The sequence below is a fragment of the Streptomyces sp. NPDC048057 genome, assembly GCF_040653095.1.
Classification (GTDB): Bacteria; Actinomycetota; Actinomycetes; order Streptomycetales; family Streptomycetaceae; genus Streptomyces.
In genome coordinates this window covers 64,995-77,260 of sequence record NZ_JBEZNF010000024.1, presented here as the reverse complement: position 1 = coordinate 77,260, position 12,266 = coordinate 64,995, and the positions used below count along the sequence as shown (strand labels likewise).

The following is a 12,266-nucleotide window of genomic DNA, read 5'->3' as shown; positions in this document are numbered from 1 at the left end:
CGTCCGGGTCCTGAACGTGACCGGTCACGCCGGGCCGGGCGGCGGCCGACCGTCCTGTGCCCGCCCCGCTACCGGTCTCCCGGTCCGTGGTCGGACCGGGAGACCGTGCTTGGTCAGAGCATCAGGAGGCGACCAGGGACGCGTGCGTCCGGTATTCGCGCGGCGAGAGGCCGTAGACCGTGCGGAACGTGCGGGTGAAGACGGCCGGATGGGAGAAGCCCCACCGGGTGGCGATCGCGTGGATCGGGCGGTGCGACTGCATCGGGTCGGCGAGGTCGCGACGCGCTGCGTCCAGGCGTTCGTGGCGGATAAATGCGGCGACGGTGTAACCGTGGTGCTGATACACCCGCTGTAAATGGCGGGTGGACACATGGTGCGCCGCGGCCACCGCGTCGGGGCAGAGGTCAGGGTCCTTCAAATTCTGTCGGACGAATTCCTGAGACCTTTTGAACAGGCTCGACTGGTGATACGCGGGCATGCTGTAGAGCTTCTGGAGCATCGTTCATTCCCCCTGTTTGGGCGAGCTGCAACACCGCTGTGTGTTGGACAGCGCCCGAGGGGAAATCTAACCGCGTGGGAACCCTTTTGGGGTCGTGGAGCCTGTCCGGGACGCGTCCCGGACAGGCTTCCGTCGTCACTTGAGCACGGCCAAGCCTGCGTTACGCAGGAGCAACGGGTGCACGAAGTCGTCCGGCCCGGTCGGCGGGAACCACCAGGCCAAGGGCCAGGTGCCGCCGCCGACGGCGGGCAGCGGGACGTAACACACCCGGTTCGGCCCCCGGTTGAAGCACGTCATCCCGTCGGGCCAGTCGCTCAGCTTCGTACTCCCGGGCGCCAGGAGGAAGTAGACCGCGCGGTTCCCGGACGAACGGACGTAGATGGGGCCGGGATCGCCGACGGTCACGCCTTCGAGGAGGGTCGCGAGGCGGCGGCCGGGGTCGCCGTCCACGCGGATGGCATCGAAATGGAGCCCGGCCTTCCGGATGTCGATTCCAGCGTGCGGAAGCCAGTTCACACCGGCACCAAGGAGGCAACTTTCTCTGTTCACGGGGACATTGTCGAGATGCACGGATAGCGTTTTCCATGGCTGCGCGGATTGTCCGGGGCCTCTGTAGGGCGGCCTGAATGCCGTTTGTTGTTCCCTGGAAATCCGCCGAAGAAATTTGAGTCCGTTTGAGTCCATTGGAGCCCGAACCCGACAAGGAGTGATCGAAGATGACTGGTTCTGAGGGCGTCAGGAGCACCGTGGGGCCGACCGCGCGCATGATCGCCGAGATGGCCAGGAAGCTGCGCCTGAAGAAGGGCTGGACGCAGGAGCAACTCGGCGATGCGATGGGGTACAGCGCGCAGGCGGTGAGCGGGATGGAGAGGTACACACAGGCCGTGAGCGACCAGATGCTCCAGAAGCTGGAGGAACACCTTGGGGAAGGCATGGGCTTCTTCGCGGCGGCCCGGGTGCCGGTGCGGCTGGAGAAGTTGCCGAAGCAGTTCAAGGACTGGTCGCTGGCTGAGCAGAAGGTTCTGAGCTTGCTCCTGTACACGACGACGGTCGTACACGGGTTGTTCCAGACGGAGGACTACGCAAGGGCGGTGATCGGTGGCGGCTACCCGCCGCTCACCCAGCAGCAGGTCAACGAACTGGTCGAGATCCGGATGGAGCGGAAGGCACTGTTCGACCGCAAGCCTCTACCGCATATCGAACTCATCTTGGACGAAGCTGTGTTGAGGCGCACGATCGGGAGCGCGGAGACCATGCGGCAACAACTGCTGTTCCTCCTAGAGGCCGTCAAGCGAGACAACGTCACGATCCAAGTGCTCCCACTCGACTGCGGGCTCAGCGGTAAGCACGCTGGAGTCGATGGTGGACTGACACTGGCGGAGACGCCGGATCACGATCACGTGGTCTATGTAGAAATCCAGGAGGAGAGCGTCCTGGTCAGCGATCCAGGGAAGGCCAGCATGTACGCCCAGCGCTATGCGAAGATCCGATCACAGGCCCTGGATACCCGAGCATCGCTGGGCCTCATCGAGCAGTTGGCAGGAGAGCATCAATGACCGAGTCCCTCCGGTGGTTCAAGTCCAGCTACAGCGGCTCCAGCGGTGGCGAGTGCATCGAGGTCGCCTTCGACTGGCGCAAGTCCTCGTACAGCAACGCCAGCGGCGGCAACTGCGTCGAGGTCGCCGCCTGCCCCCACACCGTCCACGTCCGTGACTCCAAGCTCGCCGACAGCCCCGTCTTCACCGTCGACACGACGGCCTGGGACGCCTTCCTCACCTGGACCAAGTAAGGCGCCGCACACAGGTGCGTACGCGCCCTCCTTCGATCCAGACGGGGGCGTACGCACCTGTGGTCGCCTCCATCTGATGTATCTGAACCGTCTGGCAGGCACGGGAAAGTGATCGCAAACGCACTCCCGGCCCGACGCGCGATGCTTGATCGGGTCATGGAGCAGCACGGGGGCTGGCCCGGCCGGTCCCCGTGGATCAGGGAAGCCGTCGCCGGGCTACCGCGAGATCTGTTCGCTCCGGACCGGCTGTGGCACTGGGACGGGAACGCCTACGTCCCCGTGGACCGGGCCGTGGACCCCTCCCCGTGGGTCGAGTTGCTCTACGCCGACCCCGACGCGGCGGCCATCACCCAGGTCATTGACGGTCTTGCGACGTCGAGTTTGTCGTGCCAGGCCGTCGTGGTGGACATGCTCGACTCCCTCCTTCTGGAGCCCGGACACCGGGTGCTCGAACTCGGGACCGGCACCGGATGGAACGCCGCGCTGCTCGCGGAGCGGGTCGGTGCCGAGCGGGTCACCACAGTGGAGACGGACCCGACGGTGGCTCAGACCGCACGCGTACGGCTGCGGGAACACGCGCCGGGAGTCCGGGGCCGCGTCGGTGACGGGTCGCTCGGGGCCTCCGACCCCATCGCGCCCGCCACCGCTCCGTACGACCGGGTCATTGCCACATACGCCGTGGATCGCGTGCCCTGGGCGTGGGTGGCGCAGACCCGGCCCGGTGGGCGCATCGTGCTGCCGTGGGGTCGGCTCGGGCACGTCGCGCTCACCGTCGCCGACGACGGTCGTTCGGCGTCGGGGTGGGTGCAGGGGCTCGCGCAGTTCATGCCCGACCGCAACGCCGCCGCCACCGCGTCACCGGACTTCGTCGCCGTGCGCGGTCACGGCGAACCCCAGCACGAGGGGCCGTGGCGGCGCGACTTGGCGCCGTTGCGTGACGACTGGGACCTTCGCTTCACCTTGCGCGTCGCCCTTCCCGATCTCCACGTCACCGTCGCGGCCGATGACGACGGGCTGAACGCGTGGCTGTACGACGACGCCTCCTGGGCCGTGATCGCCGCGAACGGCGACGGGACCGCCACGGCCCACCAGGGCGGTACCCGTCGGCTGGCCGACGAACTCGACCGCGCCTGGGAGGCGTGGAGCGCGCTCGGGTGCCCCTCACGGTACGACTTCGGGCTGACGGTCGAGGAGCACCGGCAGTACGCGTGGGCGAAGGACCCCGTGACGGGGCCCCGCTGGCCGTAGGGCCCGCAGAAGAGTCAGCCCACGTCCGCCGGCAGCAACTGCTCCGTGAGCAGCCGGCGCACCCGCACCTCACGTTCAGGACCGGAGAGCCAGGTGTCCAGGAGGCGCCAGCCGTGGAAGTAGCCGAGGACGTACAGGGCCATGCCCGTGGACCGCAGGGTGGTCAGGGCCGTAGGCGTCTCGGTGTCGGCGAGCAGCGCCCAGCGGGAGAGGTACGCGGCCAGTTCCGAGTCCGGGCGGCCCTCGGCGGCCAGGAACGCCGCGTTCGCCCAGACGCCGAACAGCATGTTCTGGGCCCGGTGGACCGCGGCGAAGTCGCTGCCGTCCGGGGCGATGTCGTTCGGCCTCAGCACGTGGTCGGTCAGCCACGCCTGGGCCTGGTCGTCCGGGAAGACGATGTCCTGCGCGTGCAGGCCGAGCCCTTCGCTGATGACGAAGCTGGGGCCGAGCATGAACCGGACCTGTTGGTCGAGGAAGCCGCGTTCCTCGACCAGCTCCCGCTCCTTGAGCAGGGATTCGGCGATGTGGCCGGGGTGCCCCTCGTGGGCGACGACGTACAGCAGGTCGGCCAGGTTGAACGGCAGGTCGCGGTTGATGTGCAGGGTGGAGCGCACCCCGCCCTCGTACTCCCCGGCCGCCCGCTGCTCGGCCCGCACGCCCTCGCCCGTTCGGAACGGGTGTACGCCCTGCTCCACCGAGCCGGGCTCGACGGGCCCCGGCTCACCACCGCCGTCGGCGCCCTGACCTACTTCGTCCAGGGCTACACGGCCGCGGAGAACGTGTGGCGCACCCGCCAGCGCGACCCCGCCGCGGAGGGCGCGCTGCGGCGCCGGACCCAGGAGTACCTGGACCGCCGGGCGGAGCTGTATCCCACGCTCGCCCAGCACGCCGCACCGAGCGGCAGCGGCGGCGACTTCGACGCGTCCTTCCGGCTCGGCCTGGAGACCGTTCTCGACGGAATCGCGGCCCACACGCCCACCACTTGACCTCAAGATTGGTTGAGGTCATAGCGTTCCGGCCATGAGCATGGAGACCACGGCCTGGACGCAGGCATACCAAGCGATGCACGCCGAACAGGACCGGCGCCCCTTCAACCCCGCGACCATGCGTCGCATCTGGGCCTTCGCCCGCCCCCACCGCCGCGCGATCGGCGTCTTCCTCGTCCTCAGCGTGCTGACCGCGCTGCTCGCCGTCGCCACCCCCGTACTCGCCGGCCGCGTCGTCAACGCGATCGTGTCCGACGGCGCCGCCGAGACCGTCGTGCGACTCGCGCTGCTGATCGCCCTCATCGCCGTCGCCGAAGCCGGCCTCGGACTCGTCGAGCGCTGGTACTCCGCGCGACTCGGCGAAGGGCTCATCCTCGACCTGCGGCGGGCCGTCTTCGACCACGTGCAGAAGATGCCCGTCGCCTTCTTCACCCGCACCCGCACCGGCGCGCTCGTCAGCCGGCTGAACAACGACGTCATCGGCGCGCAGCGGGCGTTCAGCACCACGCTGTCGGGGGTCGCGGGGGACCTCGTCACGCTCGTGCTGACCCTCGTCGTGATGCTGACGCTGTCCTGGCAGATCACCCTGCTCGCCCTCGTCCTGCTGCCCCTCTTCGTCGTCCCGGCGCGCCGCATGGGGACCCGGATGGCCGCGCTCCAGCGCGAAGGGGCCCAGCTCGACGCCGAGATGGGGACGCGGATGACGGAGCGTTTCTCCGCGCCGGGCGCGACGCTGGTGAAGCTGTTCGGGCGGCCCGACGACGAGTCGCGGGAGTTCAGCGCGCGGGCGGCGCGGGTGCGGGACATCGGGGTGCGGACGGCGATGGTGCAGACCGTCTTCATCACCGCGCTGACCCTGGTGTCCGCACTCGCGCTGGCGCTGGTGTACGGACTCGGCGGCTGGTACGCGCTGCGCGGCAGCCTGGAGCCCGGCTCCGTCGTCGCGCTCGCGCTGCTGCTGACCCGGCTGTACGCACCGCTGACCTCGCTCGCCGGTGCGCGGGTGGAGGTGATGGGTGCGCTCGTCAGCTTCGAGCGGGTCTTCGAGGTGCTGGACCTCAAGCCGCTGATCGACGAGCGGGCGGACGCCCGGAAGGCGCCGGAGGGGCCGGTGTCGGTGGAGTTCGCGGACGTGACGTTCGCGTACCCGTCGGCGGACAAGGTCTCGCTCGCGTCGTTGGAGGAGGTCGCCGCGCTCGACACCCACGGCGGCGAGGACGTCCTGCGCGGGATCTCCTTCCGCGCGGAGGCCGGGCAGACGGTGGCGCTCGTCGGCACCTCGGGCGCGGGCAAGTCGACGATCGCGAGCCTGCTGCCGCGGCTGTACGACGTGGACGGCGGCGCGATCCGCGTCGGCGGGGAGGACGTGCGCGACCTGTCCGCGGCCTCGCTGCGCGGCACGGTGGGCATGGTCACCCAGGACGGGCACCTCTTCCACGAGTCCGTGCGCGCGAACCTGCTGCTGGCGCGGCCGGACGCGACGGAGGACGAGCTGTGGTCGGCGCTGGAGCGGGCCCGCTTGACCGACCTCGTACGGTCCCTGCCGGAAGGGCTCGACACCGTCGTCGGCGAGCGCGGCTACCGGCTGTCGGGCGGCGAGCGCCAGCGGATGACGATCGCGCGGCTGCTGCTGGCGCGGCAGCGGGTGGTGATCCTCGACGAGGCGACGGCACACCTGGACAACACGTCGGAGTCGGCGGTGCAGGCGGCCCTCACGGAGGCGCTGGCGGACCGTACGGCGCTGGTCATCGCGCACCGGCTGTCCACGATCCGCTCGGCGGACCTGATCCTGGTGGTGGAGGCCGGCGAGATCGTGGAACGCGGTACGCACGAGGGGCTGTTGGCGCAGGACGGGCGGTACGCGGAGCTGTACCGCACGCAGTTCGCACGCGGCGAGAAGGCTGCCGTCAGCTGACCGCGAACTGTTTCGGCACGGCCGGCGCCCGGGGTGGGTGCCGGCCGTGCCGTAGCCTGTGCCGCATGCATCGATGGCGTACCAGCACCCCGCCGCCCCGCGGCTGAGCGGGGTGACCTCCGGGCCCGGCCGATGAGCGAAGTCCGCTCGGCCGAGGCCCTGTTCGCGCATGTCCGCGCGACCGCGACGCGCCCCGCTTCTGGCGACCTCTGAACACGCCTCGAAGACGGAGCTTCCTTTCATGTCTGCAACAAGGACCTCACCCTCCCCTGCCCGAACGCCGCTCAACGGCACCGCACTCCTCGTCGTCGCGGGCGTCCTGTGGGGCGCGGGCGGCCTCGCCGGGTCGTACCTCGCGGACCGCGCCGGCCTCGGCCCCGTGGCGGTGGCCGCCTACCGACTGCTGTGCGGGGGCACGCTGATCGTGCTGTACGCGATGGCCACGGGCACCCGGCCGGCGGGGGCCGGCAGGGCGGTGTGGCTACGGGTCGGGTTCTCCGGGCTGCTGCTCGCCACCTTCCAGGCGGCGTACTTCGCGGCGGTGGTCGCGACGTCGGTGGGCCTCGCCACGCTCACCACGATGGTGGCGGCTCCGGTGATGATCACCGCGGGCGCGGCACTGCTCGACCGGCGGCTGCCGGACGCCCGCACGGCCGGCGCGGTCGCTTTGGCCGTCGTCGGACTCTTCCTGCTGCTGGGCGGCGACGACGTGCCCGGTGGCCCCGTGCTCGCCGGGACGGCGCTCGCGCTGCTGGCCGCGGCGAGCTTCGCGACGTTCTCCCTCTGGTTCGCCCGCCGCACCACCCCCGCGAACGCGGCCGACCTGGGCCTCGGCTTCCTGACGGGCGGCCTGGTGCTGCTCCCCTCCGCCGCGGCGTCCGGCATGACGCTCCCGCTGCGCCCCGACGCGGTCGGCGCCCTGGCCTTCCTGGTCCTCCTGCCGACCGCGGTGGCGTACGTCGCGTACTTCACGGCCCTCCGCGTCGTGCGCCCGACGGCGGCGGTGATCGGCGTGCTGCTGGAGCCCCTGACGGCGACGGTGCTGTCGGTCGCGTTCGCGGGGGAGCGGTTGGCCACGGCGCAGGTGTGCGGCGCGGTGGTGGTCCTCGCGTCCATCGCGTTCCAGTCCTCGGGGCCACGCCCCGAGCGCCCCGCCGTCTCGGGCTAGCCCACGCCCCGCCCCCTACGCCCTGAGGGCGTGGGGGGACCCCAGCGCCCCTGTTTCGCTTCCCCCGCCATTCGCCTACGGGCTGCGGCGGAGGTTTGAGGGACGCAGGGGATTCCCGTGCCCGCGAGGCGCAGGGGCGGGGCAGCACGGGCGCCCCTGCGCAGTCACCGCGCACCCCGCATGCGCAAACCCCGTTCGCGCGCCGCGTCCCGCGCCTACAGTGGCTGACCGCGGACGCGCGCGCGGGCGGATCGGGGGAGCGCATCATGGACGGGCAGCAACAGCACGCGGCGCATCGCGCGTTGGTCGTGGGGATCGAAGGTGCGGCCGACGCCGACGACCTCGACGACCTCGACCGCGCCGGCACGCCCCCACGCGCCCACCTCCCTTACGCCCCCGCCTACGCCACCCGCATCCAAGACGCCCTGCGCGCCTTCGGCTACCGCACCCCCGACCACCCCCACGACCCCGCCTCCACCGCACCCGCGCTCCAGAGCGCCGTCGAGCGCGTCCTCGCCTCCGGGCCCGGGTACGTCGTCGTGCACCTCCTCACACATGGCGAACTCGGCAGGAGCGGCGCCCTGTACGCCGTCGGCGGAGACGGCGCGCGGACCGGGACCGGCGTCGAGCAGTGGCTGAGGTCCGTCGAGGACGCCGAGCCCGCCGACTCCGCGCCGTACGTGCTGTTCCTGTTGGACCTGTGCTTCGCGGGCGGCACGGCCCGGCTGCCGTGGCAGCACGCGCTGCGCGCGGAGGAGCGCCGGACGTGGGTGATGTCCGCGAACGAGATCGACGAACCGGCCTGGGAGGGCTGGCTGTCGCGGGCCGTCGCCGAGGTCCTGGAGTCGTTCGTCGACGGCCGGCTCCGGGTCGACCCGTCCGTGTCGCACGTCCCGTTGGACTTCTTCTCCCGCGAGGTGCGGCAGCGCGTCGCGGCGTACGTGGCGGAGGGCGCCGGCCAGGTGCAGCGGGTGCTGCCGCCCGCCCCGGAGTCCGGCGCCGACCTGCCGCACTTCGCCTTCTTCCCCAATCCCCGTTACGGAACGGGCACCGTCGAGGGGCCGCGCGCCGAGTTGGACCGGCTGGCCGCGCCGCTCTTCGACGAGGTGGCGGACGTACGGCACTTCACGGGGCGGGCGTCCGGCACCGAGGGCGTCTTCGGGGACGACCGGAAGGGCCTGTTCCGGGGCCGGGACGCGGAAGTGCAGGCGCTGTCCGCGTGGCTGCGGGGCGAGGGCGGGGACCTGTGCGTGCTCACGGGGAAGGCGGGCGTGGGCAAGTCGGCGCTGCTCGGGATGCTGGTGTGCGCGGCGCACCCGCTCCTGCGGGCCGAGGCGCACTGGCTGTGGCAGTCGCTCAGCGAACCGCCGCCGGTGGTCGACCGGCTGGCGGTGGTGCACGCGCGGCAGCGCTCGGTGGCCGACGTGATGGGCGCACTGGGGCGGCAGTGGGAGCTGGGACGGGTGAGCACCGCAGAGGAGGTCGTGTCCGCGCTCGACGGCCAGCGGGCCGTGCTGGTGCTGGACGCGTTGGACGAGGCCGAGCACCCGCGCGAGCTGGCGGCGGCGCTGCTCACCCTCGCGCCGGTGTGCCGGATGCTCGTCGGCGTCCGTCCCGAGCTCCGGTTCCGGGCGCTGTTCCGGCGGGCCGGCCGCGCGGGACGCGTCGACCTGAACAAGGTGTCGCGGCGTCGGCTCCACGGCGAGCTTCGCGCCTACGTGCGCGATGTCCTGCGGGTGTCGCCGCGGTACTCGGCCGCGGGCCTCGAAGCGACCGTCGACGAACTCGCCGACGGCATCGCCCGGACGCTGACCCGCAGGAAGAACAAGCAGTACGGCGAGTTCCTGGTGGCCGCGCTGTATCTGCGGCACCTGGTGCTGCGGGCGGCCCCGGTCGACCCCGGCGAAGTGCACCGGCTCAGCACCGCCGTACCGCGCGACCTGGGACAGCTGCTCCACCTCGACCTGGGCTTGGACCTCGACGGCGACGAGGGGCCGCAGGACACGCCGTGGCTGCGGGAGGTGCTGTCGGCGCTCGCGTACGCACGGGGCGCGGGGATGCCGGAGGAGGTCGTACGGGCGACGGCACCGGCCTTCCGCAAGGACGGTGGAGATCCCGACACAGACGGGGGTCCCGACATCGGTGGCGACACGGGTGGGGGTCCCGACATCGAGGAAGTCCGCACGGTCCTGGAAGCCGCGCGCTTCTACCTGCGGCGGGACGTCGACGCCGAGGGACGCACCGTGTACCGCCTCTTCCACCAGGGGCTCGCGGACCGACTGCGGGCCGCCGCCGGCCCCACGCGCACGGACGCCGTCCTCACCCGGCTGCTCGCGCTCGCCGGCACGCCCCGCCACTGGCACACGGCCGAACCGTACGTCCTGCGGCACGCGGCCCGGCACGCCGCCGAGGCGGACCGGCTGGCGGAGCTGCTGGGCGACACCCAGTTCCTGGTGCACTCCCCGCCGGAGCACCTGATGCCGCTGCTCGCACCGTTGGGCTGGGCGGCCCTGCGCCTGCACGAGGTGCCGCCGTCCGCCGAGTCGTACGCCAAGCACGTCGACTCGCTGCGCGATCTGGACCCCTCGCAGCGCCATCTGTTCCTGGCCGTCGCAGCCGCGGCCAAGGGGAAGTCGAAGGCGGTCGAAGCGCTGTCCCCGGGGTGCCCGTGGCGCGTGCGGCAGATCGGGTCCATGCCGCTGAGCCAGGCCCATGTGCAGATGCCCGACAACGAATGGGCCACGGTGGACCGGCGCTCCCCCATCCACACGACGGTGACGGCGGACGTCGACGGACGACCCCATTTGTTGGTCGGTTCGGCGGGCGGGCACGTCCACCTGTGGGACCTGGTCGAGGGGCGCGAGTCAGTCGGGTACAGCGGCGGAGGGAACGCCGAGCACGCGGCCGACGCGAGCCTCACCTCCTTGGACGGGAACCCCTTCGCGGTCACCGTGCACACGTACTCCCTCCCCGGCACACCCTCTTCCCAGCTGCGCCTGTGGCAGTTGCCGAAGATGCAGACGGTCCGGCACGAGAGGTTCGGCGATCGGCTGGACCTCGGCAGCGTCACCTGCACCACGGTGGACGGCCGTGAGGTGGCCGTGCTGTGCGGCAGCCAGGAACCGCGGTGGCGCACCCCGGACGGCGTGCTGCTGATGTGGGACCTGCGGGAACACCGGGCGATCGGGGAGCCGTTGGTGTCCGAAGGCGCGCCGCTGGGCTGTGTGGCGGCGGCACCGGACGGCACGGCGCACGTGGTCACCGGCGCCCACGACGGCACGGTGGGCCTGTGGGACCTGTCCGCGCGGACCCGGGTCCGGACGTTCACGGGCCACAAGGGGCCCGTCTTGGCGGCCACGACCGTCGCCGTCGACGGCCGCCCCCACGCCGTGACCGGCGGCGCGGACGGCACCGTACGCGTCTGGGACCTGGCGACGGGCGCGGCCGTGCACACCCTCGCGGGCCACGGCCAGACCGTGTGGTGCGTGGCCTCCGCCGCCCTGGGCGACCGCCCCCACGCCGTCACGGGCGGCGCGGACCGGACCGTACGCGTCTGGGACCTGGCGACGGGCGCCGTGCGGGAGACGCTCCGGCTGCCGAGCGTGCCGCGGAGCCTCGCCGTCGCGTCCGACGGCAGCCTCCTCGTCGCCTTGAAGGACACCGTCGTCGCCCTGAAGCCCGGCCCCCACCTGCCGCCTCTGGCACCCGGCCCCCACCTGCCGCCTTTGACGCCCTGCCCCTGACCCGTACGGCCAACACCCGGGAGCACATCGTCATGTCCCTCGTCGTCGCAGTCCACGGCATCGGCAACCACAAGGCCGGCCGCGCGCCGGAAGAGGTCGCCGCCCACCGGGCGGGCGAATGGAGCGCGCACCTCGCGCAGGGGTCGGGCGCCGAACTGCCCGCAGGTGCACTGGCCTTCGCGTACTACGCGCACCATCTGCACGCGGCGATGCCGGTGTCCCAGGGCCGGTCCGATGACGCGCTGGACCGGCTCACCCCGGAGGAGGTCGCGCTGGTGACCCGGTGGACGGCGGAGCTGGACCTGCCCCGGATCACCGCGCAGGGGCGTCTCGCGGTGCCGCTGCGGCAGCTCGCCTCCGTGGTGGCCAAGCGCTTCTCCCTGGACGGCCGGCTCACCCGCGCCTTCATCGCGCTGGCCGCCCGCGAGGTCAACACCTATCTGCGGGCCCCGGACGCGCCGGCCCGGCTGGCGGCGCGCGAGGAGGTCGCCGCGGTGATCGCGGCGCACCGGCCGCGGGTGGTGCTCGCGCACTCGCTGGGCACGGTCGTCGCGTACGAGGCGCTGCACGCCCACCCGGAGCTGGAGGTGGAGCTGCTGGTGACGTTGGGGTCGCCGCTCGCCCTGCCGCACGGGGTCTTCCACCGGCTGCTGCCGGCCCCGGTCGACGGCCGCGGCAGCCGACCGCCGGGGGTGGCCCGCTGGGTGAACCTGGCCGACCACGGGGATCCGGTCGCCGTCCCCCGCCCGTTGAAGCGCTACTTCCCCGACATCGACCTGGACCTGCCGGAGAGCGTGCGGCTCGTGGACTTCCACTGCGCGCGGAGCTATCTGCGCAGCCCGGCGCTGGCGGCGACGCTCGCGCCGTACCTGTGAGGCGGGGCGGGCCGCACACTCCTTCGCGGCCCGGCCCGCCCCG

Annotated in this window: 11 protein-coding genes; 8 read left to right on the top strand and 3 right to left on the bottom strand. The window is 72.2% G+C overall.

The window, feature by feature from the left end; translation table 11 throughout:
- Nucleotides 1-121: 121 nt before the first annotated feature.
- Nucleotides 122-499, bottom strand: coding sequence for a helix-turn-helix transcriptional regulator (locus AB0E05_RS26625; protein ID WP_361967846.1), 378 nt, complete (start codon nt 497-499; stop codon nt 122-124).
- A 135-nt stretch (nt 500-634) separates the two neighbouring features.
- Nucleotides 635-949, bottom strand: coding sequence for a hypothetical protein (locus tag AB0E05_RS26620; protein ID WP_361967844.1), 315 nt, complete (start codon nt 947-949; stop codon nt 635-637).
- A 266-nt stretch (nt 950-1,215) separates the two neighbouring features.
- On the opposite strand from AB0E05_RS26620, the gene AB0E05_RS26615 reads away from it, so the two are divergent.
- The 3 genes from AB0E05_RS26615 (at nt 1,216) to AB0E05_RS26605 (ending at nt 3,536) form a co-directional block, all read left to right on the top strand.
- Nucleotides 1,216-2,055, top strand: coding sequence for a helix-turn-helix transcriptional regulator (locus AB0E05_RS26615; RefSeq protein WP_361967842.1), 840 nt, complete (start codon nt 1,216-1,218; stop codon nt 2,053-2,055).
- Nucleotides 2,052-2,288, top strand: coding sequence for a DUF397 domain-containing protein (locus AB0E05_RS26610; protein WP_361967840.1), 237 nt, complete (start codon nt 2,052-2,054; stop codon nt 2,286-2,288). Before AB0E05_RS26615 ends, AB0E05_RS26610 begins: the two co-directional genes overlap by 4 nt.
- A 156-nt stretch (nt 2,289-2,444) precedes the next feature.
- The gene (locus AB0E05_RS26605; RefSeq protein ID WP_361967838.1) at nt 2,445-3,536 is read left to right on the top strand and encodes a methyltransferase domain-containing protein; all 1,092 of its coding nucleotides are present in this window, start codon (nt 2,445-2,447) and stop codon (nt 3,534-3,536) included.
- Nucleotides 3,537-3,550: 14 nt separating this feature from the next.
- Here the strand turns inward: AB0E05_RS26605 and AB0E05_RS26600 are convergent, their stop codons facing one another.
- Nucleotides 3,551-4,150, bottom strand: a complete 600-nt coding sequence (locus tag AB0E05_RS26600; RefSeq protein WP_361967836.1) for a hypothetical protein — start codon at nt 4,148-4,150, stop codon at nt 3,551-3,553.
- Here AB0E05_RS26600 and AB0E05_RS26595 point away from each other — a divergent pair.
- From AB0E05_RS26595 to AB0E05_RS26575, 5 genes are all read left to right on the top strand, one after another.
- Nucleotides 4,133-4,522, top strand: a complete 390-nt coding sequence (locus tag AB0E05_RS26595; protein ID WP_361967834.1) for a TetR/AcrR family transcriptional regulator C-terminal domain-containing protein — start codon at nt 4,133-4,135, stop codon at nt 4,520-4,522. The two genes, AB0E05_RS26600 and AB0E05_RS26595, sit on opposite strands and share 18 nt — an antisense overlap.
- A 40-nt stretch (nt 4,523-4,562) precedes the next feature.
- Nucleotides 4,563-6,437, top strand: coding sequence for an ABC transporter ATP-binding protein (locus AB0E05_RS26590; protein WP_361967943.1), 1,875 nt, complete (start codon nt 4,563-4,565; stop codon nt 6,435-6,437).
- A 241-nt stretch (nt 6,438-6,678) separates the two neighbouring features.
- Complete coding sequence (locus tag AB0E05_RS26585; protein WP_361967832.1) at nt 6,679-7,605, top strand: DMT family transporter; 927 nt, start codon at nt 6,679-6,681, stop codon at nt 7,603-7,605.
- A 266-nt stretch (nt 7,606-7,871) separates the two neighbouring features.
- Nucleotides 7,872-11,348, top strand: coding sequence for a hypothetical protein (locus tag AB0E05_RS26580; RefSeq protein WP_361967830.1), 3,477 nt, complete (start codon nt 7,872-7,874; stop codon nt 11,346-11,348).
- A gap of 32 nt (nt 11,349-11,380) precedes the next feature.
- Nucleotides 11,381-12,223, top strand: coding sequence for a hypothetical protein (locus tag AB0E05_RS26575; protein WP_361967828.1), 843 nt, complete (start codon nt 11,381-11,383; stop codon nt 12,221-12,223).
- The last annotated feature ends 43 nt before the right edge of the window (nt 12,224-12,266 follow it).

What these genes read in the sequence shown, in the direction of transcription:
- AB0E05_RS26580 (WP_361967830.1), top strand. Translation starts at nt 7,872, where the DNA reads ATGGACGGGCAGCAACAGCACGCGGCGCATCGCGCGTTGGTCGTGGGG.
- AB0E05_RS26590 (WP_361967943.1), top strand. Translation starts at nt 4,563, where the DNA reads ATGGAGACCACGGCCTGGACGCAGGCATACCAAGCGATGCACGCCGAA.
- AB0E05_RS26610 (WP_361967840.1), top strand. Translation starts at nt 2,052, where the DNA reads ATGACCGAGTCCCTCCGGTGGTTCAAGTCCAGCTACAGCGGCTCCAGC.
- AB0E05_RS26625 (WP_361967846.1), bottom strand. Translation starts at nt 499, where the DNA reads ATGCTCCAGAAGCTCTACAGCATGCCCGCGTATCACCAGTCGAGCCTG.
- AB0E05_RS26575 (WP_361967828.1), top strand. Translation starts at nt 11,381, where the DNA reads ATGTCCCTCGTCGTCGCAGTCCACGGCATCGGCAACCACAAGGCCGGC.
- AB0E05_RS26585 (WP_361967832.1), top strand. Translation starts at nt 6,679, where the DNA reads ATGTCTGCAACAAGGACCTCACCCTCCCCTGCCCGAACGCCGCTCAAC.
- AB0E05_RS26605 (WP_361967838.1), top strand. Translation starts at nt 2,445, where the DNA reads ATGGAGCAGCACGGGGGCTGGCCCGGCCGGTCCCCGTGGATCAGGGAA.
- AB0E05_RS26615 (WP_361967842.1), top strand. Translation starts at nt 1,216, where the DNA reads ATGACTGGTTCTGAGGGCGTCAGGAGCACCGTGGGGCCGACCGCGCGC.